Here is a 23,010-nt window from a genome sequence, read left to right as displayed (position 1 = left end):
CCCTACCCTGCCGACCGCTCCAGGACGGCGGCGAAGAAGGCGTCCGTGCCATGCCGGTGGGGCGCGACGAAGAGGAATCCATCACGGAGACACGCGCCGGAGAGCCACCCCGCCCCGGGCCGTACGAGGCGGAAGTCCGGGCGAGACGCCAGGAAGGCGGCGACGACGTCCTCGTTCTCCGCGCGGTTGACGGTGCAGGTGGCATAGACGAGCCGCCCGCCGGGCCGCACCAGGCGGGCCCCACGCTGGAGGATGTCCTGCTGGAGCGCCGGAAACCGGGTGAGCACCTCCGGCTGGATGCGGAAGCGCTGGTCGGGGCCCCGGCGCAGGGAGCCCAGCTCCGAGCATGGCGCGTCCACGAGCACCCGGTCAGCGTCCAGACCCTCGGGAAGGCTCCGGAGCACCTGGACCCGGGTGAGGTGCGCCCGGGCGGAGCGCTGGAGGAGCCGGTCGAGGCGCTCGGGGTCCGGGTCATAGGCCAGGAGCCGCCCCGAGTCCTTCATGTCCGCGCCCAGTTGGAGCGTCTTGCCGCCCGCGCCGGCACAGAGGTCCAGCACCGTCTCCCCGGGCCGGGCCTCCACGATGAGCCCCAGGAGCTGGCTGCCCTCGTCCTGGACTTCGAACAGGCCCTCCTGGAGGGAACGGAGCCCATAGAGGTTGGGCCGGGGACCCTCGATATGGAGCGCCAGCGGGCTCCAGGGCCCCGGGCGCGTCTCGACGCCCTCGGAGCGCAGCCGTTCGGCAAGGGCCTCCCGCGAGGTGCGCAGGACGTTGGCCCGGAGGGTGATGGGCCCGGGGACGTTCAGGTGGGCGCAGAAGTCGTCGGCATCGGGACCGAACTCCCGGGCGAAATGGTCGGCGAGCCAGTCCGGCAGGGAGGCGCGGAGCGCGAGCGTGGGGGGGCGCCGAGACCAACGGGGGCGGCGCCCCATCCCCGAGCCCGGCCAGGGCGGCGGACTCCACAGCCGGGGCGCCCGAGAGGCCGTGCATCAGGGCATGGAGCAGGAAGGGAGGAGCGGCGTCCTCGCGACCCAGGAGGAACCCGAGGCGGCGCCGCCAGAGCCCGACGTTGAAGATGGCCTCCTTGAGGGCCTGGCGCTGCTCTCGGGTCAGGGAGCGGTGGTCACGCAGAGTACGGTCGAGCACGCGCTCGGCGGAGGAGCCGGCGAGCACCTGGGCGATGGCATCGGCCGCCACGGGGCCCAGGCCGTCGAGCGCGGACCAGGGCTGGAGGTGAAGCCGGGAGAGCGGATCAAAAGGGACTGTTGACAGAGCGGGCACCATTCTCTAGAAAGCGCCTCATCACGGCAACGTGGTTCCGCCGTGAGGACATATTCCCCGATAGCTCAGCCGGTAGAGCGGGTGACTGTTAATCACTAGGTCCGTGGTTCGAGTCCACGTCGGGGAGCTGAACGAAGGGCCCTACCAACCGGTAGGGCCCTTTTGTTTTACACGGGCCTCGCGATGAAAGTCGCGGGGCCTTCGTGCTTAAGCCGCTGAATCCCAAGGGATTTTGGCTCGCGGTGCTGAAGAGGGCGCTCTCGGCTCTCTACCCCGCAGAGAAAGAGGACCCCTCTTCTCCGCCGCCAACTGGGCTCTCTGGAGCGCTCTTTCGCCCGTTTTGGGGAGAGAGAGGCCGAGAGTGGTTAACAGTTTTGTTAATCACCGCAGGCGACCGATTCTGACAATCCCTGGCTTTCGATGTCATACCTTCCAGGGTTACTTCGTTTCCCTGGCTCCAGGACGGCCCGGAGCCTTTTGGGGCCAGTCCGGCCCTTCGTTTCTGTTAACCGAGAGAGCGAAACGCCCCCAGTCCTTACTGGGTACTCCTGATTTCGTCGCGTGCGCAGACTCTCCGAGAGAGCGCCCAGGCGGCTGTGGCCACGTTCGCTACTGCCAGAGCCCTCTGAACTCCGACAAACTGCTGCCGCACCGCTGGCAACCGTCCTCCGCCTCCGCGCCGGACTCCTCCTGAAGCCACGCAAGCGTCGGCGAGCAGTGCCTCCACGCGCGGCTACCATGCTGCGCGAGCGGAAGGGTGCATCCGTCAAACGTCGCCGGTCGGTTACGGAAAGACAGCGCCGAGGATGCGCCCGCGTTCACCCTCTCTTGCGCTGAGCCCTCCAGTGGCCCGCGCAGAAGTCCGCCAAGACCAGATGCACGCGCCCACGACGGCCCCGCGGAACTGCTGCGGCGGCGGGGCTGCGCTGCCTCTCGCAAGGAGCAGAGCGAGAACGACGACATCCCCGCCGACTGGTGGGATGACCTCAACGTCGAGCGCCTTCGTGTACAGAGCCAGGCTGCTCCTATGCATAAGGGACCTGTCCGATCGAAATGAGGCTACACCGATCTCGACTTCGGCCCTCAGCCATTTGAGGAGGCGTCTACCAACGTAGCCGCATTGAACACACGCGAAACCCAACCACCCTTCGGCCTGGGTTGCAGCAACGGCGGAAGCGTCATCGCAGCAACGCTAACGCTCCTAAACTCCTCCAACAAAACAAACACAGGCCCCGACAAACCACGCTCAGGCTCACGAGTCATCATTTCACTCATCAACTGAGCCGCCACTTCGGCATTCAGCTTCACATCTCTACGAGAGGTCACCCCCAAACGCCCCGAAACATCCCTATACTGAATCCCAAGCTGTTGAAATAATTGAAAAAAACCCCTTCGACTCGTTCCTCCGAGATCAAAGAATGGGACGACCCGAAGGTCCATTATCCACTGTGGCCTAAACTCATTCAACACCGCAACAAACGACTCTGCCGCCACATCCGACATGTCAACAAAACCAAGCATCCTCGACTCGAACTCCGGAAACAGAGACAATTGTTCCGGAAAGCCCGCAGCAATCGAACGAGTACGCTCTCTTTCGGCCCCCTCAAGAACCTCCACCAACCGAATATACGGGACCGAGCTATTCCTAGCCATTGGCCAACTCATCGCCTGGGGTTGTCGAACTCGTCAGTAGCAGTTCCAACTCCACATGACTCACCTTACTGATATCCCATGCCGTGCCCCAATCAGGAGTACCCATCTGCATCTTGCCATCCGCATCCAATTTCAGATCTCTATCCTTGAGAAATGCTCGCATATAGAGACGCGGCGCCACTCCCGTGAATGGCCGGAACAACACCTTGCCGCCACCTTTACTCGGCGCGGTCCATGCGCGAGGTGCGCGCGTGATTGAATCTCCATGAAGAGCGAGTGCCCGACTCTTCGGATACGGCTCGATATACTGAACCTCATCAACACCCGCGCTTACAATATGTCGCGCACAATAGTGACACGGAAACGTTGTCACAAACAAACGACACCCTTGAGTCGATGCCCCCATACGTGCCGCACTCAGAAGAGCATCCATCTCAGCATGAACAGCACGACTAAACTCCAAAAGCCCCCCCAACCGAGAACGCCGTAACTTCTTCTGCAGCTCAGCACGAGCCTCAGGCGCCAACTCCTTGAGCTGAGGAACAGAACTAATCAATTCAGCAATTATTGAATTTTGCTCTCGAGTATTACTGCAATACCTATTTCGATAGGCACAGCGATAATCCGCAGCATCTGAATCGTCGGCATCTCTCCTATAAATTCCCCCTCCCGCCCTAGGAACTTCATTTGCCCCTGTAGCCACGAGATTGCCACCCCTATCAACAAGAGCTGCCCCCACCTGCCGAGACAAACAAGCACTTCGCATTTGCGAACCATACGCCGCATGCATGGCCGTCTCACTTATTGTTGGCCGCTCCACGCGCGAATGGTTAACAATTCGCACCAAACGAAGAAGCTGATCAGGGACATTCCACTCAGGATTTTCCTGTCGTTCCTGCCCTTCCTCCTTCTTCTGGTAGCGTTCCTCGCTATTATCAATAAAGTAGTCCGCAAGATGAAACGCATCCGAGACACGCTGACCATGCTTCTTGTCAGGGTCAGGATCCTTCTCATCCCTCTCCATGAAATTGCGGATGTCCTCATCCCCTGCATTTTTCGGGAACTTCCCTCGCAGGCGCTCTATCCGCGTATCCTCCTGACAAACAACACCGACCAACGCAAAGGAATTCCTATACAAACTTCGCAACAAATGAACTTCGGTCGGATGGCGGAGCGCGTCCACAATATAGGCGCGGCGCTTTCCATCTGGCTTTACCAGGGCAGTCCCGCTCTCCTTGCCCTGCGACCTAGCTCTGCCAGCACTAATGGCAGCAATGAGTGCCCGGGCGACGGCAGCATGGTCATGAATACGCATTGCATCGCCGAGATCCTGCATTTTGATGACATCTTGAAAGTTACCACGAGCAGGAGTCTCGCTTAGGTGCTCCCGCTGCCTCGCCCAGTCAACAATGACATCACGAGCCTTCAACAAAACAACCTCGTAAGCCCCTCCATCCAAATTCGGGCTACTCAGAAGCTCCTGCAGCTTGTCGGCGATTGTGGTCGTACCAGAGCCGACGTGCCCCACAACGGCAAAGACCAGCTCATTGGCAGCATGGTTCTTCAACACTTCGTGCGCGCCCTGGCCTACTTGGCTTACTGGTTGCTCTACTCGGTTGACCACTGCGAGCGACATAGATGCCCCCCAGAAATGACGGTGGAGTGCCTACAAGGCTGTTCAACACCGAACCTATCCAGCATAGAGGATCTATACGACGGTTCAGATATTTCCGACAACGCGGGCGTGGATGCATGGGCGCCTACCTTTGCCTACACTGTCGGGGCAATTGAGTGTCCCACATGACCCCCGAGCATCAATCTAAGGAACGATCCCATCTAGCCATGGCGTTGGTGTTCCTCTAGCGCATCGCTCCGGCAGAGCGAAGAGCTTGCGCAAGGGCTAGGCCCACACTCGCCTACCAGCAAACACATGGTTCAACCTCAGGACACGATGCTTCGTGCGGCTACAACATACTAGCAGGCTGTTGAAAAAGTCTTCAGTGGCTCCAGTGACCCACTACCAGATGGATATGGTTTTGGGCGATTGCCCCATAGGTCGTAGGTCTAGAGAGGTCCCGGGCCTTTTTAACAGCCTGCTAGGTCTGCCTATCCAGACTTTGGTCGCTACGGTCAGAGTGCGTGAAGGCTGCGTCCGGCTGCGCGCCAAGGAGAGCGAGCAACGCGACGCTGTGACGAACAGCACGGCGTTGCAGATCTCGATCATACCAGCAGGCAGGAGAAGATCTCAGGAGCCATCCGGCTTGACGCTGCGAATGGTTTGCCTGGCGTTCCGGACGCTGCGCACCAGCCAGCACCGCCTGGCGCGCGGCAGACAGCATCTCTCGCTCAGGGCCGGTACCGCGACACCTCATGGAAGAACTGCGTGAGCGAGTAGTCCAGCAGCGACTGACGAGACTGCATGTACCGGCGGGCGCGGAGGAAGGGCAGCCAGACGCGCTTACCCACGCGCACCTGGGACTCTTCCACCTTCTGCCGCAGCACCCACGTCCCGCTCAACCGCCGCACCAGCACGTCCCCCAGATAGGCACCAAGCGCCGGAGCTGTGTGACTGTCGATGAGTTCGCGCGTGTACCGCTCCGGGAAGTTCTCCTGCCAGAAGTAGAAGTCCAAGTCCGTGAGGGACTCGGCCGTCTCGTCCATGATGGAGGGCACCTTGGTGTGCAGTGCCGCCACGAGGCCTTCGGACAAGTCGCCGTAGGACTCGAGGACGCGCTCCGGATTTGCCACGTCCGAGGGATGAGCGACAGGGAGCCACTCCTCCGGCACCGGCGGCCGGAAGGCGTTGAGTTCGGCAATCTTCCGCTGCCGCTCGCTGATGGCGAACTCGTCCGGCAGCCGAGAGAGAAACGGCGCCACGTCAGGGTGGAAGCGAGGCTCGACGGGTACGAGTGCGGCGCTGCGCTCCCGCAGCGTGCGGAGCACCGTATCGAAGTCGAGGTCCGGTCGCAGGTGGACGTGGGCTCGGGCCTGCACGACACGCGCCTCCTCACTCGCGAACTCGGAAGCAGTCGGCCATAGCACCACGAGGACGGAGCCGTTGGGAAGCTCCTCTACGAGATGCGCAGGCGTCGAGAGCATGCGCTCACGGCCTACGCTTTCCACGAGCTTGGGGCCGAAGATGTTCAGCCAGAACAATTCGTAGATCTTGTTGAAGCCATCCTTTCTTACCTGTTCGTCATTACGGCCAAAGCTGGGAGATCCAGCCAACTGCTCATCCGCAATACTGTGAGCCGATGCGTAAGAAACCGGATACTGAGCCGCCCAAGCACGAGACACGGCCACGAGAGTCCGACAAGCATCCACCCCAGAGAAGAACTGGATTGGCTGCACGTCGAGACTAGCGTGCACGCTGGATTGCGCCTGCTCAAGCACGAGATCGAACACAAGCGACACTGCAGGATTCTCCGAACGGAACAGCCCTATGATTGAGCCATGTTCATCGCTCCGTTCCTCCAGCGCGCGCCACACTGCCTCCCGTGAATACTTTCGCTTCCGATCAGACTTGACGATTGTTGGCATCCAGCCTTCGGCATGCTTTTCAAGAGTATCGACCAGAGGCGTCAACGCACGCTCTACCCCTACTGTCGCGTCGAAGCTCCCTTCGAAAGTGAAGCTCAGGCCATCCGCTTTGTTCAAGTCGTGCAGCGTCAGCAGCTTCATTGAAACACCACCTCCACGCCCTTGTTTCGCCTTTGCGCCCGACTGGCGGCCCAGTTCAACGTTTTCGGATTCTCCGGGAAGAGGCCTTTGCTCTCATAGACGACGCGCACCCTCTGAACCTCCGCATTTTGCCTAAGCCCATCCCGTAGAATCCGCAGCGATCCACCGTAGTATTTCATCGCCTTACTCGCATCGGTATTTATCTGCACGGCCAACTCGTCCCGTCCAAGGTACCGGAAGTCCCGGCTCTTGAAGCTGAACGTCTCCACTCGAGGAGGCTGGCCCGGAGTGGGCCTCCCTTCAATGACGAGCACGTCCGCGTAACGAAAGTCCACCTTCGCGACTCCAACGTGGGTCTCGATACGAGGCTGTTCGAAGTCCCCGAGCCAACGCCGTTCGGCCCGCGGCTTCGCCGCATCCTCCTCCAGGAGAGCGACCATGGTTCGCTCGAAATCCATGCCCCGAGCATGATAGTTGCGCATCCCCTCATAACCCTCCCACTTCAGGGGGCCCTTGACGGCGTCACCGTCCTGAATCTCCTTCAGGCGCCTCTTTCGGTAGGCGACGTACTCCTGCCAGAGCGGCGCCCCCTTATCGACTCCCGGCGGCGGCTCGTTCAGCTTGGGCGCCATCTCCTTCAGCAGCTTCACGTCCTTCGGGAAACGGGGGCCCGAGGACTCCAGCTCCGCCAGGACCAGCTTCGCCTTCGCGGCCTCCGCAGCGCCTACCCTGGCGTCCTGGGCGAAGAGGTCCAGGTTGTCGAATTGCTGCCTTCTCGCCGAAGACCGGGCGGGCTCGCGATTCGCCCCTGCCCTCGTCGTTGCAGCCCTGGAGGTCTCCCGGCTTGCTGCCTGAGCCTCCGCAGCGGACACCTCGGCGTTCTGCTCGAAGAGGTCCAAGTTGCTGGACCGATTCCCCGCCGAGCCCCTTGTAGTCACGGGCTTTGCGGACTCTCGGCTGGCCGCCTCCATCAGCAGCGCCTGAGCCTTCGCGGGGTTTCCGCGAGCCTCAACGATGGCGACGAAACCCGCCGGCCCCTCCGTCAGCGCGACGAAGGCGACCTTGCGCTCGCCCCGCAGGATGGGGAAGACCTCGCGAATAACGTCGGGGCCGAAACGCTCCTCCAACTCCTTCACGACGGCCTTCAGCGCTTCGACTTCCGATGCCGCGAGCCGCCGCAGACTCGCCCGCCCACCGGCGTTGGACTCCACCAGGGCGCGCGCGCCCTTGCCCCCGGCATACAGCGCCACCATCAGCGCAGCCGGCGCCAACTCCCGCGTGGCCTGCTCGTACTTGCCCTGCGCCAGCGAGTACGCCCCGTGCCCCGTCCCGGCCACCAGGTAGTAAAAGCCCACCGGCACACCGAAGGTGAGGGAGTCAAAGGCTCCCACCGAGACGCTTCCCGGCGAGTAGTGCCTCTCCATCAGGGCCTTCTCCACCTCGTCGATGGCAGCTTGGTAGGGTGGGGGCATCTGCCCACGCATCGCCATGAGCTCCGTGTACCGGGCCTCGCCACTCACCAAGGTGCTGGAGAGCATGTCCCGGCCCGTGCGCCCCAGCCCGCGCAGCACGTCGCGGCCCTGCTCTCCCCGCTCCGAGAAGCCTTCCAACGCCAGGCCCCTCCGCTTCAGCTCCTCGCGGACGACGGGCATGCTCCCCAGCGTCTCGCCCAGTTGCTTGTCGCGAGCCAGCCGCTGCACCACCTCGCGCAGCTCGTCGTCGAAGGCCGAGTGGAGGACGAAGAGGGCGAACACCTCGGAGTACGGCACGCCGTACTTCTCCACGGACGTGACGATGAAGTCCGCGCGCTGGCGACTGAGGACGGCCGAGGCGTGTTCGTCCAGAGGCCCGAGGGCGCTCAGGCGGACTGCATCCCAGGGCGTGAGTGACTGCACCAGCACGGCCATGTCCACCCCGCGCTGCATGGCCACGAACTCCGCGGGCGAGGCACACGCCAGGAAGGGCGCCAGCACGTCCCGGCTGTAGGCCAGGCGGGGCCAGCCCGAGGGCAGGGCCTTGCCGCCACAAACGAAGGCGCCGCCCTCGCCGCCCGAGCCGCGCGCTCCCTTCCCGTTGACGGCATTGCCGGTGGGCACTCGCCGATAGCCCATCGGCGCCGGCGCTGGCGTCCCATCCGCGGAGCCCGACGCATCCCCCTGGTACACACCCGTCGTCGCGCTCCTCGCCGCCTGGGAGGGCACGGAGAGGGGACTGAAGGCCAGGGCCGCACCACGGCCCGCCTGGCCCGGCCTCGCCGGCAACGAGGCGCACCCGGAGGCCAGGAGGGCCACCACTAGCGCGAGGCCAAACCCGCTGCGCCAAGGCCGCTCAGCGCGCATTGTCCACCCCCAGCCCCACGGAGGCGAAGGCGCCTGGCCGCAGCGTCCCTTCCGCTGTCGGGAAGAGCAGCGTGCCTCCCTGCCCCACCGCGTACAGCTTCCCACCCAGGAAGCGCCATCGCGCCTCGGCCGAGGCGAGGTAGCGCGCTCCTGGCTGGCCGGCGCCCATCGCCACGCCGCCCACCCCCACCGAGAGGTTGCGGTGGAAGAGCTGCGTCTCCAATCGGCCGTCCAGGTCCACCCGGCCCCAGTTGAAGACCTCGGTGCCCATCGTCAGCCGGAAGTGGCGCTGCCCCAGTACGCTCAGGCTCTCCGCATCCCAGCTCAGAATCACCTCGCCGTAGGCCGAGTACCCGTCCGGGAAAGGCGCGTCCGCCTGCGGCAGGGCAGTCGGGCCCGCCACCTGGAAGCGCGCCAGCTCGTAGTCCGGGCCGAAGGCGCCCTGCCGGAAACCTCCGCGCTGGAGGCGGCCCTCCAGGCGCGCGCGCAGGTCCATCCTCGAGGTCAGGTACTCAGCCCCCAGCCCCGCCACCGCGCCCCACGCGCCGCCCTCGCCGGGACGCCCGCCCCAGCCCACATTCGCCTGCAGCTCGAAGCCCCCCTCGGGATTGCGGCGCCGCACGAGCATGGCCGTCCCATCCAGATGGGCCAACGTCATCGGCTCCGACGTCCCTCCCGCCTTGCCCCAGTCATGCACCGCGGACAGCCTCAATGGTCACGTGAAAACCGGCCAAAGAGGGTCCCTTCAAAACCGGCCAAAGGAAGAGGACCGAGACAGGAGGACTCCTACCCCGCGGACTCGGAGGTCCGCAACTCCATGGCCCCCTTGGTGCGCCAGCTGCGGGGACCGAATTGGACGACGTGAGCATGGTGGAGCAGACGGTCGAGCATGGCGGCCACGGCGGCGTTGTCGCCCAGGAGCTTCCCCCAGTCCTCCACGGGCCGGTTGGAGGTGATGAGGGTGGAGGCCTTCTCGTAGCGGCGCATGATGAGCTCGAGCAGGTCCTCGGCGGCGGTGGCCGGCAGCTTGCGCATGCCGAGGTCATCGATGATGAGCAGAGGCGCGCCGGTGAGCGCATCGAGCTTCTGGCGTCGGGTGCCTTCGAGGCTTGCTTCGGCGAGCTCCTCGAGCAGGTGGTGCGCCTCGCGGTAGAGGACGCGGTGGCCCTGGGACTGGATGACGGCGCGGCCGAGGGCCTGGGCGATGTGACTCTTGCCGGTGCCTGGAGGGCCGAGGAAGAGCGCGTCCTCGCGTCGCTCCACGAAGCCGCCGGTGGCCAGCTCGAAGACGAGGCGGCGATTCATCTTCTTGTTGAAGTCGAAGTCGAAGCCGTCGAGCGTCTTTCCCGCGTCGCGGAAGGCGCCCTGCTTGAGGCGGCGTTGGATGAAGCTGTCGCTTCTGCGAGTCAACTCGTCGTTGACGAGGGCGGAGAGGAAGTCGAGCGGAGCGAGCTTCTCGGCTTGCGCCTGGAGGATGCGAGCCTCGACGGCCTGGGCCATGCCGGACAGGCGCAGGGTGGTGAGGGCGCGGGTGATTTCGACGAGATTCATGTCTCGGTGTCTCCTGGGTGAGGGGTGGGTTGAGTCAGACGGGCGATGACGTCGCGGTAGTGGGTGAGCTCGCGGATGAGCGGGTCGACCTGGCGCAGGGTGACGGGAGTGGGCGTGCGTCTTTCGAGGTAGCGGCGCACGAAGCGGTAGGTGGGGACGCCCACCTCGAGAGCCACCTCGCAGGCGTCGTCCAGGGCAGCGGCGCCGTGCTTCTTCGCCAGGGACAGCACGCCCAGGATGCGGCGGGTGCCCGTCTCACCTTCTCGGCGGTGCACCTCGGCGCAGAGGGCGGCGACGCTGCGTCCAGCCCTGGCGGCGCGCTCGAGAAGTTGCACGGTGGTGCGCGGCGCGTGGGAAGGCCTGTCCTCCTCGCGTGTGCGGTGGTGGCCGCGAGGGGCCCGGGTGTGCTCCCGGAGCAGTTGCCCCGAGGCGGGCAGCAGCAGGCGGACATGGAGGCTGTCCCACTGCACGTGCAGCTTGCGGCCGATGTGGCCCGGGGGCACCGAGTAGTACGCGCCGTCCACCTCGACGTGTCCGTCCAGGTGCACCACCCGCTCGCCGTAGGCGTAGTACCGGAAGGGCTCGACGGGCAGGGGCTGCAAGTGCGGACGCTCCTCGCAGAACATGGCCGCCACCTGGCGCTTGGTGGTGCCGTGGATTCGGGTGTCCGCCCACTTCGCCTCCCACGCGTCGAGGTAGGCCTGGGCGGCCTCCAGCGACTCGAAGCGCAGGCCCTTGAGGGGCGTGCGCTGCGCGTGGCCCACCGCGGACTCCACCTTGCCCTTCCTGTCCGGGTGGCGGACTCGGGCCGGCAGGGCCGTGCATGCGTAGTGGGCCAGCACGTCCCGGAAGAGCGGATTGAGGGCTGGCTCATACACGTCGGCCGCCAGCACGCCCTCACGCAGGTTGTCCAGCACCACCGTGCGAGTCACGCCCCCAGCCGACGGAAGGCCTCCTCGTGCAGCTGCGCCCACGCGCGGCTGGAGGACTTCCAGCACAACAGCCGCACCGACTTGCGGCTGTAGCCCAGCGTCATGACGAACATGCGCGTGCGCCGGTATTTCCCCGTCTCCGGGTGGCGCACCATGGGCCCCTCCCCATAGTCCACCTGGGCTTCCTCGCCCGGCGCCGTGTGGATGACGGCCTTGGCCTCCGGGCCCTGGCTGTCGCGCAATGCCCGGACGAAGCGGCGCACGCTGATGTAGCTGCCCGTGTAGCCCTGCGTGTCGACGAGCTCCTCGTAGATGGCGCGTCCGTTGCGGCCCACCTCCATCCGCTGCCGCACCAGCTCGACGTAGGGCGCGACGATGCTCGCCGATACGTGCCGGACTCCGGCTCGGCTGCGCGGCATGGAGTCGGTGGTCCCCTCATTGGCCGGTTTTGCTCCGGCGGCCTCGGCCGCAGGCTCGCTCGCCGCGCTCGCCTCGGTGGTCCCCTCATTGGCCGGTTTTGACTTGCCCCACCGACGCGGTGCACGGATGCCCACGCCCGCGGCCTTCAGGTAGCCGCTGGCCGTCTCACGGCGCACCCCCGTCGCGTCCTCGATGCGTCTCAGACTCCAACCCAACCGCCCCAGGGCGATGACCTGCTGCTTCTTCTCGTCGCTCAAGACGTTGCCCATCCCCCGGGCGGACTCCACGTCCTACCCAGGCGTCAACGTCTCGGCCCTCCCCATTGGCCGGTTTTCAGGGGACCTTCATTGGCCGGTTTTGGGTGACCACTGAGGCCGGTGAAGCCGCCGTCGTCGTAGCTCTCATCCACCAACACCCAGCCGGGCTGGCGCTGCACGTAGGAGACACAGGACTCGCGCTGGGCGTCCAGCGAGTTGAACTCCATCTCCAGGCCCGCCGCCGTGGACTTGCGCGTATAGACGGCGCAGCGCTTCGCGTCCGAGGGCGACGACTTGCTCTTCCTCATGGCTCCTCCGCCTCCTCTGTCGTCGGCGGAGGCACCGGCTCGGTGCTCGAAGACTGCTTCGGCCCACCGTGCTGCTCCGCCACTGCCACCAGTCGCTCCAGGTTGTCGTTGAGGCGCTTCAGCTCACGGACGAGCGCCGGCATCGTCCCCTCGTAGAAGCGCTGCCCCATGTGCGTCTGGAAGAAGGCAGGGCCGTTCATGACTTCACCGCCTTCGGGCTGCCGTCCTTGAGGCCGAAGAAGGTGAAGCCATTCCAGGCTGTGCCCGTAATCAGCTTGGCCACGCTGGAGAGGCTGCGGTGAAGCTGGCCCTCGTATTCAATGCCGTCCTCGCGCACCGTCACCCGGTGCTGCGTGCCCTTGTACATGCGCATCAGCACCGTGCCCGGCGGCGGTAGGCGCGTGTCGCGTCCGTCCGCAGCGGATGGAGGAGGCGGCGGCGTTGCGGGCTTCGGCTCCTCCACCTGTCGCATCCGCCAGCGCTCGGGCAGCTTGTCGCCCAACTCCGAGATGCGCGCGACGGCGCGTGTGGAGAGTCCCCCTTCGGCCAGCTCCTGAATCCGGAAGGCCAGGCGCTTCTTCAGGTAGTCCCGGTTGCGGCTGCGCGTGGGCTCGCCGTACACCTCCAGGTACTTCTCCGCCAAATCCGGCACCGACATGCTGGCCAGCGCGGCCAGTTGCTGTGGCACGTCCGCCAACTCCTTGCGCGCAGCCCGCGCAATCCCCTTCTTCGCCATGGTGGTGTCTCCTTCGCCCGGGGCAGCACGCCCTCGGGCGAAACCCATGGACGCTCTGTCCCCAGAAGAAGACAAGGCGAGAGTCCGCGACTCAGCCATGCGCGCCCTCCTCCGCTCCCCACACGTGCGTCTGTCGTTGCGGCTGCGCATGTCGACGCAGCCACAACTCCCACAGGGCCTCAGCCAGCACGTCCACTGCATCCTCGCGACGCTGCCGCACGGGGCTCGCCGGACAGCTGCTACGCCCACGGGTCGACTTCCGTCGTCTCCTCGGGAGTCGTGGCCGTGTTCACCTCCAGTTCGCCCGCCAGCTTCTGGAGTGCGTACATCGTCCGCTTCTTGCGGTCCTGGTTCCGCACCACCACCCGCAAGTCCCCAAAGACTCTGTCCCTCGCCGTTTGCAGCGCACGGCCCAGTCGGCTCTGCTGCGAGCGCGGGCCCCCCTCGCCTCGCACCTGCAGCATCAGCTCGTCCTTCTCGCACAGCTCGTTGAGCGTGGAGACGAGCACCTCCTCCGCACCATGCGCTGCCCACCAGGCCTGCACGAATTCGCGCCAGGACTCCCCTTCGACGTCCGCATTCGCATACAGCTCGTCGAGGTTGTCGAGGAAGCCCTCCACTCCAGCCACCTTGAGGAGGCCGCCCATGACGGCCGCCCAGTGCTCGAAGGAGCCCAGCCGCTCTTTCCCCAGGGGCCTCCCCGCGGCAATCCACGCCTGCACGAGCGTCAGGGCCGCACGTACCAATTCGCTCCGATGCGCCTTCACCCAAGGAATAATCGGGTCGTGCTTGAAGTCGGTCCGCGTCCAGGCCCTGTCCAACTTGGGGTCGATGCGGATGCGCACGGAGCGACGGGCAATGTCCTTTGAGAGCCTCGGGTTGTTGCCGGTGAGCATCCACATGGCGGCATTGGGCAGCGTCAGCTTCTGCGTCTTGCCCAGGAGTCGGTCCGTCCAGGACGTACTCGTCAGCATGGCGGCGAGGGCCGCGGAGGAGAGCGTCGCCTTCTCATTGGCGTTGTCGAGGAGGATGAGGGGGCGCGCCAGGGCGAGCTCGGCGGTGAGCGTCTTTCGAATCTCCTCTTCATTCTCAGGCAAGGTGCCAATGGCGCACGCCCTGCCCGTCACCACCCACGAGACGAGGTTGCACAACAGGCCCTTGCCGGAGCCGACAGCGGGCGCCTCCACGACGTGGAGAGGGGTGCAGCCCTCAATCATCCGCCGGACGAAGGGCAGGAGGACGGCGGCGAGGGCATGTGCCTTGTCGCTGGGGTGCGCGAAGGGGAAGTCCACGAAGACGTCGTCGAAGAAGAGGGCCCGTGCGGCGGCAACCTCCTCGGGTGTTGGCCGCTCGGGCACGGCGCCGAGGTGAAGTGCGGGGGTGGGCTCCAGCCAGAGTCTGTCCTCCCGGTGCAGTCCGGGCGTCAGGAGGAGCTTCCCGTCCTGCCCGAATACCGGCGTCGTAATGACGGCCTCCACGGGAGGGAGGCCTGGAGGCGGGTACGCGAGGAAGTCCCGCGCGACGTCCTTCGGCGGGAAGACGGAGTGCGGACTGCCCTCGACTTCCGCTACCCACGTCGCCTCCCGGAGGAGGACTCCGTAGACGGCGGCCTCCGTCATCTCCGCGAGAATGGGCGCCTCCTTCTCGGGCTGGGCGAGCTGCGCGAGGGCGTTGCCTCGTATGAAGAGTGGCGCCGCCTCGTTGGCGAAGCCCTGCGTGCTGGCGGCCCTCATGCGGCGCTCATTCGCCTGCACCACCGCCTGGCGTGCCTCGGTGACAATGGCCCAGAGTTGGCGGTTGCCCACGTTGATTTCCGGGCGCACGGCGGACGCACGGCGCTGAGCCGTGGCCGCCGCCTCCTTCTGCGCCACCACCCCCTTGAGGTTGGCGTTGAGGGCCCGCCTCCGGAGGCCAAACTTCGCCGAAATGGCCTCCAGCACGACGTCGGCCCGCACTGCGGTGCACGTCTGCAGTGAGGCCAGGAGGGGCGCCAGCGCCTTGTCCAAGTCGGCCTTGGGCGCACTCTCGGGAATGCCGTCCAGCAGGTACTCCGGGTAGCCCCTCGCGCGGCCAAGGACTTCGTGGAGCGCCGCGGCGCCGTGCGTCGTCACAAACGCGTTGACGTCCACCTTCTCGGTGCCCTGCGGACGTGGAAGCAGGGCGAGGCACGCCTCGCGCCCCTCGGCCCAGAGGGCCGCGGCAGTCTCCCGCGCGCCCGCCTCTCCGGCGCCGCTGGCCTCGGCGTCATTGCAAATGACGACGCGCCTGGCGTCGCGAGTGAGTCTCAGCAGCCGGGGAATGTCCTGCTTGCGAAAGCGCGTCGTGGCCGGAGAGAGGCAAGCAATGCCCGCCTGCATGGCGCTGATGCAGTCGGTGACGCCCTCCGTAATCAGCAGCGTGTCGGCCTTGTGTGCCGCGTCCTCGTTGTAGAAGTAGTCGTTGCGGACGGTGGGCGAGACGTAGGGGTGCCGCTCCGAATGGGTGAGGAGCTTCTTGTACTTGGCCTCCTCCCTCGTGTGTTGCGTCGCCCGGGCGATGAAGTAGACGACGCGGCCCCCTTCCAGTACGGGAATACGAGGCGCTCCCGGAAGAAGTCCTCGACGCGGCCGCCCGGCAGTTGGACGAAGAGTCCCGTCTTGAGGGCCGCCTCGCGGCTCGCGCCCACCGCCGCACTCAGGTGCTCGAAGAGGCCGCCGTCGGCCCACCCCAGCTTGAGGCTGTCCACCACCTCGTCGGTGAAGCCGTAGTGCTGCTTGAAGGACTCCTCGCGGAGTTTCGTGGGCAGGCGGCGGTGGTAGTAGTCGGCGGCGGCCGTGAGGAGTCGCTCGACGTCGCGGCGCTCCACCAGCGCCTCGAGCTCACGCGCGTGGGACTCGTCATCGGGCGAGGGAGGAGAAATGCCAGCGCGCTCGGCCAGCCGGAATACCGCCTCCTTGAAGCCAACCTTCTCCCTCTCCTGGACGAAGTTGAAGACGTCGCCTCCCAGGCTGCCGCCGTTGGAGAAGTCGCGCCACGTCTGCGTGGTGGGCCACACGACGAAGGAGGGCGTCTTCTCCGGGTGAAAGGGTGAGAGTCCCTTGAGGGTGCTGCCCGAAGGGCGCAACTCGACGTGGGCGCCGACGACGTCGGTGATGTCCGAGCGGCTCCGTACCTGCTCCACGAAGGCGCGAAAGCTCATGGGGCCTGCACCTTGGGGCTGTGCCTCGTCGCCGCGGCGTCCGGCCCTCGGCGCACGGCAGGTTGGCACGCACGTCCCGCCAGCCTGGCGCCGAGGCGCCGCTGCGCAATGACTGTTGGGAGGCCGAGGGCACGAGAGGCAGCGCGCCCCTCGTCCCCACGGCGCGCGGAGAAGGAGTCCTGCATGGGTTGCTTTCCGGGGACGTGTGGACGGGCTGACTCGCAGCACGCCCTCGCTTGGCGGCTCAACTCACCTCGGGCTGGCGCTCAGCAGTTTCGTTCCCAAAACGCCTGGTACTCGACTGCAACCTCTTCGACGAAGGTTTGCCACTCCTCGCCGCGCATGGCTGACACGTCCCCAACCTGCTGCATTCCGAGGTGGTGGTGGAGGAGGCGCTCCACCCTCTTGCGCGGCATGGTTTTCAGCACGTTAGAGAGGTACTGCACGAGACGCGCGTTGGGTGGCCTTGCGCCCGCGGCGCCGCGGCGCGCTGCTTCGGCTGCCGCCGACGCGTCCACCCGGAGCTTCGCCAAGTCGTGAAGCGGCAGCCCCTGGAAGGACTGCTGCTGCTCCGGGGACAGGCGGCGCTCGGGCTGCAGGGAGTAGCGCGTCTGCCACCAGTCCTTCGCGGCCCCGTGACGCTGGACTTCAACGGCCCACGTCTCAAGCCCAAACGCGTGCCGCACGCGCAGGACGTCCTTGAAGAAGGCGATTCCGTACTCCAGCACCTTCACCTCGCGCGTCTCGAAGAGGGCGACGTTGTGGGTAAATCGCAGCACGGGCTTGTGTCCCTCCGCCTTCAGCCTCCGGGTGAAGGGGACGAACTTGTTGTCGATGACAGCCACGTCGCGCGGGTGCGGCTCCCCTAGGAAGACGACGACGGCGGCGTCCCCGTCATTCTCCAACTTCAGCCAGGCGTCCCCGGCCTCCTTGGGCTGCTTCGTCAACTCCTGCGTGCGGCAGTCCTCCCCCAAGGGCTGGGCTGGGGCAGGGCTGGGCGTCTGGGTAACTGGCCTGGGGAGTCGCTCTCGTCACGCATGCGTGCCTCGGGGCCGGAGGAGGTTGTGGCCGCCGCTACTGGGGAGCCGCTCCGCCCTGCAGAGACAAAGGCTCGGTGCCCGCAATCGGGGACATGCCGACGCGCACGAATTTCCACCGGGGCCTTCGACTCTCCAGGTAATCAGTTTTTGCTGGAGTCCTGGTGGCTTGCCCCGCATCCGGTAGCACCATGAGAAGGAGGCCGCGGCGGGCCATCCAGTATGGAGGGTCGCTCCTTCATGAGGGCGGCGATGGCCTCTGCTGGGCGGGCCTCATGCCCCTCTGCCTTGAACACGGGCGGAGTTCCCACCTCCTCCATTCGGACTCCCACGCTGCGCTCCAAGGGGAGAGACCACGAGCACTCCCGAGGGGCTCGGCCTGTGACTGCTCGGAACGAGTGAGGGGTGCGTGGGCAAGGCAACCTTCGCTCCGAAGGGCGCGGGACCGCCGTCTCCCCAGAAGCCGCTCTCGCTCGAACCAGGGCAACCCCAGCAGACGCATGGGGTGGTGCTCACCAGTGACGCGCAACCGGCGGCCCCAACACGACGCGGGGACAGACAGGACGATGAAGGCGGAAAACAGGAGAGTGAGTGGCCTCACCACCTACATTCTCCCCTCCGACTCTCGCATCCCTGCCGGACTGCCGGACTTCCTGCCGGACTTCCTCCACAGAAGTCCGGCACCCAAAATAGCTGTAACTACGAGGGGTTAGACCATCCTGCCGGACTTGCCGGACTTCCTCCCCCCTCCCTCCCCTCTACGGGGAAATATTTTCTGCGCGCTTCCCTCCCAAAATATTTTCCCTCGCGTACGTAAAAGTGGCTTTGAAGTCCGGCAAGTCCGGCAGAGTGACTTAACCCCATGAAGTTGTTACGGAAATTGCTGCCGGACTTCATGCCGGACTTCTGCCGGACTTTGGAGAAGTCCGGCAGCTGAAGCCGGCGGCAGTGCCCTGCTTCAACTGGAGGTACGGGGCGCATGGGGAGTCCTGGGTACCTCTGGCGTCCCAGCGCTGAGTGCCAGGGCCCGGCTCAACGGCTCGCATCCGGGCCGGCTAACCAGTTCGCGACTCCTGAGCGCTCAGGCCTGGCCGCTCGCGCCCGGTTGCCCTTTGCCTGCGCGCGGAAGGCAGGGCAAGGGCGAGAGCCGTTCAGGTTTCGGCGAAGCTGCCCCTTCCCCCTGAGCACCCGGGCTGCTGGCGCCCCCTTGCCACTTGCCGAGGAGAGCCTGTACCGGCGTGCCAAGGGGGGCTTCTCGGGCCGGAGCCCGGGGACTAGCAACGCCTCGTCGACTTCGGACGTAGTGGAAGTCCCAAGCGGCGGAACCGCGTGGGTGCCGCAACTTCCAGAGGGAAAGAAACCGGCAGCCCTTCTCACCGCAGGCGAAACAGTCAACTCTGCTCCCCCTCGGGTCTTCTATGTTGCGCCTGATGCAGCGACTGACATTGACACGCTACCGCCTGAAGGCATCCCGAGCCTTGGCGTAATCTATGTCGCCCCCCGAGGTAGGGCTGGGACGTCACTCAAGACACTCAACTTCGACCCGCGGATCAGGAGGCAGAAGCAAAACGGGCATATAGCCGGTACTCCTCAGCACAAGTTGCGGGTTTCGAGCGGGAAGCGAACGTCTACTTGGCTTCCTTCCGAAGATGCTGATGCGCTCACGCTGGAGGCATGGAAAGACGGGGAAGTTCTGGACGCCAACATGCGGAAGATGGATTTCGGTCGACATGTTGCATCTGGGCCTGATGGGGTTGGGTTCCAGACGCAAGTTCGAGTCTCGATTGATGGTAGGGGAGAGATTCATGGAGTTCCGCTTGAGCTTGTCCATGGGGCTCCCCTTGCAAAGGATTCAGGTACAAATGGAGGATCACGATAGGTTGCTGCGGACGATAGAGGCGAGGTACGGATCTTTAGTTAAGCCACGCTTCGACTTTGTTGAGGTCGAACTAAAGAAGGACCCGCATGCGCTCCTGTGTGAGAGGATTTCTCGCATTGCGGAGGTGGAGGATCTGACAAATGTCAATGACGACGTTTGTTTCTCCTATCGACTACGTAGCACTGATGGCGTGCTGTGGCTTCGGGTGTCGATGGTCGGTCCGTACTTTGTGCTGATGCGGATTGCCGCCTTGGGTGCACATGGGAGATTTGTTGAGCCAGGTGGGCTGAAGGAGGGAGTCGAAGGGCAGATCTTTGAAATGTGTGTGCAGGAGGGTTTGGTGCCGATCGATCGTGAAACTTGTGAGCGTCCTATTGAAATGCTGATGTTTAAGACGGAGCCAGAGCGGGTTAGGGTCTTTAATGCGCTTTTCACAGACGCTGATCTGCTGCCGTGGGAGTAGGACTGGAAGACCTTTGGCCTTCGAGAATGATGGCATCCTCTAGCTCGAATGCTGAATAGATGGCGGCAAACGAACGAGAGCGTAGGAGATTTCGGACGCCTGCGCTTCTCGCAGTTGCTGGGTGTCCGTGCCAGGTGAAGGTGTCGCGATCGCTTTGAGCGGAGCGGAACTCCGATTCGCGCAGGTGACCCACGAGGAGAGGGCGGCCCATGACAGCTCGAAGGCGCGGCTGTCTCGGCGGCTGCGCGAAGCCCGAAGCTGTTCGTCCAGGTTGGCCCAGGGCCAGCGACACTCCCGCGCTCGGGGAGATGCCCCTCCGCTAAGCGCCCTCCCCCGCCGACCCCGACTGAGAGCGCCCTCCGGTAAGTGAACGCGGACACTTTCGCGTTCAGTTTCGCTGTTCACTTTCGCCGAGCCAGGCCGCGCCCGTTCACTTTCCCCGTGAAGCTCCGGCCTGGCGCGCGGAAGCACACGCCTGGCCCCACAGGCTTTGTAGTTTCGCGGCGTTAGGGCGCCAAGCCATCAGGTGCGCGAGCGCCGCGGTATGACTCCGGGCCTGCACTCGCGCCCGGAAGCACACTCCGTCCAGCGGGCCGGACTCCGGCGCGCCGTTCACTTCCCCGGCGCAGCTGCCCCTCCTCGCTGAAGCCCCTCTGACCGCCACCAGGCCCCGCTGGCGGGCGTTCCCGGCCCCAACCTCGCGCGCCAGCGCCTGTCGCCGCGTGGCGCCCCTTTCGTGCTTCGTGCGCGCGTGTCCCCCAGCGCTTCGGGCCGCAGGCCTTTGTCCTCCTCGTGAGCCCCACGACTCCGAGCCAAGCCCTCCGCGCTCCCACACTCCGCCCCGCGCGCACCTGGGCGCGCGTGCCGTTACCAGGGCCGAGCCGAATGGCCGGAAACAGGTAAAGGCGGCCATTCGGCGTCACCGCTCCCACGCTGTTTCGCGCGCTTACGAGGCCTCCTGGCGGGCCGAAGCGCCGAGGCCCACGGCCGCTTTCCCTAGGTTGGCGCCACCTGCTGCCCTCCACGCGCCCCTGCCATTCCCCAGCCAGCAGCACTGCCTGCCCGGCCGGGTGTCCCCTTGCCTACCGACGACGTCAGCACGCCTACCTCGCCTACCCACGACGCCAGGGTGGGGGGTGGTGTGTTTTTTCGTGGAGACGGTCTCGCCGGGGTGTGTACCTGGGGCCCTTTTTGAGGGAGTCACCTCCCAGAAAGTGAACACCCCGCCCCTGTTCATTTGCACTCGGTAAGTGAACGGCGCGGGGTGTTCACTTTCGCCGGTTGTGGCTGCTGCTGCTGCGCCTCGGGCGGCCCGCGCGGGCCCCGTGCAAGGCCAACCCTCTCCGCCTCCGCGCGGCACCGCGGCCCAACCAGGGGCTCTCGCGGGCGCTCAGCGCGGAGGCGGCACGCCCCATCAGCAGGGCAGCTCCTGCGTCACGCGCACCAGCTCGTCGTCCGAGGGGTGCGTGTAGATGACGGTGGAGTCGATGCTGCGCTGGCGCGCGAAGCGTTGGGTGAGGCGGATGTCTTTCGTCCGCCGGTACACCCCGGTGCACGCGGTGTGGCGCACGGCGTGGAAGTTGAGGTGCCTGTCCAGGCCCGCGCGCTCCTGCCACACCGCGAAGCCGTGGCGCACCTGCCGCGTGGACAGGCGCAGGCCCTTGCGGCTCAGGAAGAGCGGCGCCTGGGGCCCCACGTCGTGCCCCTGCGCGCGCTTCAGGCGCAGCAGCTTCTCCAGCTTGCGCCTCACCGTGTCCGAAAGGACGACTTCCTGGGGCTCCGGATGGCGAGCGCATCCCTTGAAGACGGTCAGCATCACGTACCGGCGTGCGCGCCCGCGCTCGTCGAAGATGTCCCCGACGTTGAGCGCGACCAACTCGTGCTCGCGCAATGCCGAGGCCAGCGCGAGACTGTAGAGGCAGTGGTCCCGGAATCCATCCCGGTGCAATCCCGTAGCGCGCAAGAGCAGCGCCACCTCCTTCTCTGTGAGGGTGCGGGGTGCGCGGGCGACAGCAGCATAGGCAGACATGGCGACTCCTTTGTAAAGGGAACGCATCCATGCACGCTCTGCCGCACCAACAAGACAAGTCTTTAGCCACGCTGCCCATTGAATCCCGCGCCGGGGCCTCGCACGCCCCTGGCCTTCGCTAACCTCTCCAGGAAGGAGTCCCTGTAAATCAGCCTGATGAATTCGACTTCGAGTCGCACCACGTCCGCGTCGTCATGGACAAGCAGGGGGAGCCGTAGTTCGTCGCCGCGGACGTCTGCGCGGCGCTCACCATCAACACCGAGCAGACACGTCGCATCGGAGACGACGAAAAGGGTCTGCGTACTGTGCAGCCCCCTGGGGGCCCGCAGGAGCTGACTGTGGCCAACGAGTCCAGCCTCTATGTACTCACCTTCACCAGTCGCAAGCCCGAGGCTCGGCGCTTCAAGCACTGGGTGACGCACGAGGTGCTCACCACCCTCCGCACGACGGGCAGCGACACGGCGCCAGGCGCTCCGTCACCACAGCCAATTCCAGCACTGCCACCGCCGCTCCAAGGCCAGGTGCTGGCCCACCTGGAAGTGGCCAGGACGCTCGCATCCTTCGCTCCAGGCCGCAAGGCGGAGCTGGCAGCGGCCTGCGCCCTCGACACCATCCACACGGACACCGGGCTGACGATGGAACCCCACCGCAGGGGGCTGCCGGCTGCCGCCGAGCCACCCGCGAGGCTCAACGCCACGCAACTCGGCCAGAAGCTAGGGCTGTCCGCCCGGGAGATGAACCTCCGCCTGGAGGCATGCTGGCTCCAGCGGCGCAACGCGCGCGAGGAGCGGGAGCTGACGGACACGGGCCAGCGGGATTCTTCTCCTCGGGCGGCGGCGTCATCGCCGCTACCCTACGCGCCTCGCGCAACCACTGCGACAGCGTCGGCCGGGAGACTCCCACCTGGCGGGCCAATGCAGCCGCGCTCACCGCGCCTGCCTCCACCATCCGCTTCACCATCTCCGCCTTGAATCCATCCGTGTACGGCACCGCTACATGCCTGCACTCGCCCCTTGGGGTGTTCAGCTCGGCTCGCCAGCCGAGGCGACAACTTTCCTGACACAGGGGGCTACCGCCCCCTGGCAGACTCCAGGAGCCGTCGCCCAGGACGTCGCAGCCAACGGCCTGACCTAAAGCCCTTCTCCTTCACTGGCGCGGGCTGTCCTGCGATTCATCAGAATAACATGGCCATCGCGCCACACTGCCCAGTTCAGCGCGAGCACCAAATCCCCGCCCCACCACGCATTAATGGCTACCGCACCCACC

The 23,010-nt window shown here is 65.6% G+C and carries 15 protein-coding genes, 1 tRNA gene and 5 pseudogenes; 4 read left to right on the top strand and 17 right to left on the bottom strand.

Features of this window, described 5'->3' with window-relative positions:
- Window positions 1-2: 2 nt before the first annotated feature.
- A pseudogene (locus QEG98_RS10005) lies at window positions 3-1,035 on the bottom strand (RsmB/NOP family class I SAM-dependent RNA methyltransferase).
- Here QEG98_RS10005 and QEG98_RS10000 point away from each other — a divergent pair.
- Entirely contained in the window at window positions 997-1,269 is a 273-nt protein-coding gene (locus QEG98_RS10000; RefSeq protein ID WP_316568089.1) for a hypothetical protein, read from the top strand. The pseudogene QEG98_RS10005 and the gene QEG98_RS10000 overlap by 39 nt on opposite strands.
- A 66-nt stretch (window positions 1,270-1,335) precedes the next feature.
- A tRNA-Asn gene (locus QEG98_RS09995) sits at window positions 1,336-1,408 on the top strand.
- A gap of 956 nt (window positions 1,409-2,364) precedes the next feature.
- Here the strand turns inward: QEG98_RS09995 and QEG98_RS09990 are convergent.
- The 13 genes and pseudogenes from QEG98_RS09990 to QEG98_RS09930 all read right to left on the bottom strand — a co-directional run bounded on the left by QEG98_RS09990 (window position 2,365) and on the right by QEG98_RS09930 (window position 17,310).
- A complete protein-coding gene (locus QEG98_RS09990) occupies window positions 2,365-2,898 on the bottom strand; it encodes a hypothetical protein (protein ID WP_316566576.1) in 534 nt (177 codons plus the stop codon).
- Between the two features lie 28 nt (window positions 2,899-2,926).
- Complete coding sequence (locus QEG98_RS09985) at window positions 2,927-4,570, bottom strand: anti-phage dCTP deaminase (protein ID WP_316566575.1); 1,644 nt, start codon at window positions 4,568-4,570, stop codon at window positions 2,927-2,929.
- A gap of 710 nt (window positions 4,571-5,280) precedes the next feature.
- The gene (locus QEG98_RS09980) at window positions 5,281-6,615 is read right to left on the bottom strand and encodes a hypothetical protein (protein ID WP_316566574.1); all 1,335 of its coding nucleotides are present in this window, start codon (window positions 6,613-6,615) and stop codon (window positions 5,281-5,283) included.
- Window positions 6,612-8,954: a hypothetical protein gene (locus QEG98_RS09975; RefSeq protein ID WP_316566573.1), complete on the bottom strand. Its 2,343-nt coding sequence runs from the start codon at window positions 8,952-8,954 to the stop codon at window positions 6,612-6,614. Before QEG98_RS09975 ends, QEG98_RS09980 begins: the two co-directional genes overlap by 4 nt.
- Window positions 8,944-9,666, bottom strand: a pseudogene (locus tag QEG98_RS09970) (hypothetical protein); the annotation flags it as partial. The pseudogene QEG98_RS09970 and the gene QEG98_RS09975, both read right to left, overlap by 11 nt.
- A 74-nt stretch (window positions 9,667-9,740) precedes the next feature.
- Window positions 9,741-10,505 (bottom strand): IS21-like element helper ATPase IstB, encoded by a 765-nt coding sequence (istB, locus tag QEG98_RS09965; protein WP_140787629.1) that lies wholly within the window; start codon window positions 10,503-10,505, stop codon window positions 9,741-9,743.
- Window positions 10,502-12,126, bottom strand: a pseudogene (gene istA, locus QEG98_RS09960) (IS21 family transposase). Before istA ends, istB begins: the two are co-directional and overlap by 4 nt.
- Window positions 12,127-12,230: 104 nt before the next feature.
- Window positions 12,231-12,422, bottom strand: a pseudogene (locus QEG98_RS09955) (recombinase family protein); the annotation flags it as partial.
- Window positions 12,419-12,622, bottom strand: coding sequence for a hypothetical protein (locus QEG98_RS09950; RefSeq protein ID WP_316566571.1), 204 nt, complete (start codon window positions 12,620-12,622; stop codon window positions 12,419-12,421). The pseudogene QEG98_RS09955 and the gene QEG98_RS09950, both read right to left, overlap by 4 nt.
- Entirely contained in the window at window positions 12,619-13,158 is a 540-nt protein-coding gene (locus QEG98_RS09945; RefSeq protein ID WP_316566570.1) for a DUF2924 domain-containing protein, read from the bottom strand. The genes QEG98_RS09950 and QEG98_RS09945 overlap by 4 nt, the downstream gene beginning before the upstream one ends.
- 239 nt (window positions 13,159-13,397) lie before the next feature.
- Complete coding sequence (locus tag QEG98_RS09940; protein WP_316566569.1) at window positions 13,398-15,515, bottom strand: hypothetical protein; 2,118 nt, start codon at window positions 15,513-15,515, stop codon at window positions 13,398-13,400.
- 32 nt (window positions 15,516-15,547) lie between these two features.
- A complete protein-coding gene (locus tag QEG98_RS09935) occupies window positions 15,548-16,336 on the bottom strand; it encodes a CHC2 zinc finger domain-containing protein (protein WP_316564160.1) in 789 nt (262 codons plus the stop codon).
- Between the two features lie 266 nt (window positions 16,337-16,602).
- Entirely contained in the window at window positions 16,603-17,310 is a 708-nt protein-coding gene (locus tag QEG98_RS09930) for a hypothetical protein (protein WP_316566568.1), read from the bottom strand.
- A gap of 1,793 nt (window positions 17,311-19,103) precedes the next feature.
- Here QEG98_RS09930 and QEG98_RS09925 point away from each other — a divergent pair.
- Complete coding sequence (locus tag QEG98_RS09925) at window positions 19,104-19,715, top strand: hypothetical protein (protein ID WP_316566567.1); 612 nt, start codon at window positions 19,104-19,106, stop codon at window positions 19,713-19,715.
- Between the two features lie 1,414 nt (window positions 19,716-21,129).
- Here QEG98_RS09925 and QEG98_RS09920 read toward each other — a convergent pair.
- Both QEG98_RS09920 and QEG98_RS09915 read right to left on the bottom strand, forming a co-directional pair.
- Window positions 21,130-21,744 carry a tyrosine-type recombinase/integrase gene (locus tag QEG98_RS09920; RefSeq protein WP_316566566.1) on the bottom strand — a complete coding sequence of 205 codons (615 nt, stop codon included), beginning with the start codon at window positions 21,742-21,744 and terminating at the stop codon, window positions 21,130-21,132.
- Window positions 21,745-21,892: 148 nt separating this feature from the next.
- Window positions 21,893-22,021, bottom strand: a complete 129-nt coding sequence (locus QEG98_RS09915) for a hypothetical protein (RefSeq protein WP_316566565.1) — start codon at window positions 22,019-22,021, stop codon at window positions 21,893-21,895.
- Here QEG98_RS09915 and QEG98_RS41800 point away from each other — a divergent pair.
- Window positions 21,996-22,115 (top strand): annotated as a pseudogene (locus tag QEG98_RS41800) (hypothetical protein); the annotation flags it as partial. The gene QEG98_RS09915 and the pseudogene QEG98_RS41800 overlap by 26 nt on opposite strands.
- Before the next feature lie 316 nt (window positions 22,116-22,431).
- Here the strand turns inward: QEG98_RS41800 and QEG98_RS41795 are convergent.
- A complete protein-coding gene (locus QEG98_RS41795) occupies window positions 22,432-22,692 on the bottom strand; it encodes a hypothetical protein (protein WP_410478066.1) in 261 nt (86 codons plus the stop codon).
- Between the last annotated feature and the right edge of the window lie 318 nt (window positions 22,693-23,010).

Source organism: Myxococcus sp. MxC21-1, assembly GCF_032612255.1.
Lineage (GTDB): Bacteria > Myxococcota > Myxococcia > Myxococcales > Myxococcaceae > Myxococcus > Myxococcus virescens.
The sequence above is the reverse complement of the archived record's forward strand: the minus strand, read 5'-3'. Positions and strand labels throughout refer to the sequence as shown.

Coding starts and splice junctions, on each gene's coding strand:
- QEG98_RS09920 (WP_316566566.1), bottom strand. CDS start 21,744: ATGTCTGCCTATGCTGCTGTCGCCCGCGCACCCCGCACCCTCACAGAG.
- QEG98_RS41795 (WP_410478066.1), bottom strand. CDS start 22,692: ATGGTGGAGGCAGGCGCGGTGAGCGCGGCTGCATTGGCCCGCCAGGTG.
- QEG98_RS09925 (WP_316566567.1), top strand. CDS start 19,104: ATGTTGCATCTGGGCCTGATGGGGTTGGGTTCCAGACGCAAGTTCGAG.
- QEG98_RS09980 (WP_316566574.1), bottom strand. CDS start 6,615: ATGAAGCTGCTGACGCTGCACGACTTGAACAAAGCGGATGGCCTGAGC.
- QEG98_RS09950 (WP_316566571.1), bottom strand. CDS start 12,622: ATGAACGGCCCTGCCTTCTTCCAGACGCACATGGGGCAGCGCTTCTAC.
- QEG98_RS09975 (WP_316566573.1), bottom strand. CDS start 8,954: ATGCGCGCTGAGCGGCCTTGGCGCAGCGGGTTTGGCCTCGCGCTAGTG.
- istB (WP_140787629.1), bottom strand. CDS start 10,505: ATGAATCTCGTCGAAATCACCCGCGCCCTCACCACCCTGCGCCTGTCC.
- QEG98_RS10000 (WP_316568089.1), top strand. CDS start 997: ATGGAGCAGGAAGGGAGGAGCGGCGTCCTCGCGACCCAGGAGGAACCC.
- QEG98_RS09985 (WP_316566575.1), bottom strand. CDS start 4,570: ATGTCGCTCGCAGTGGTCAACCGAGTAGAGCAACCAGTAAGCCAAGTA.
- QEG98_RS09915 (WP_316566565.1), bottom strand. CDS start 22,021: ATGCGACGTGTCTGCTCGGTGTTGATGGTGAGCGCCGCGCAGACGTCC.
- QEG98_RS09935 (WP_316564160.1), bottom strand. CDS start 16,336: ATGAGCTTTCGCGCCTTCGTGGAGCAGGTACGGAGCCGCTCGGACATC.
- QEG98_RS09945 (WP_316566570.1), bottom strand. CDS start 13,158: ATGGCGAAGAAGGGGATTGCGCGGGCTGCGCGCAAGGAGTTGGCGGAC.
- QEG98_RS09940 (WP_316566569.1), bottom strand. CDS start 15,515: ATGCAGGCGGGCATTGCTTGCCTCTCTCCGGCCACGACGCGCTTTCGC.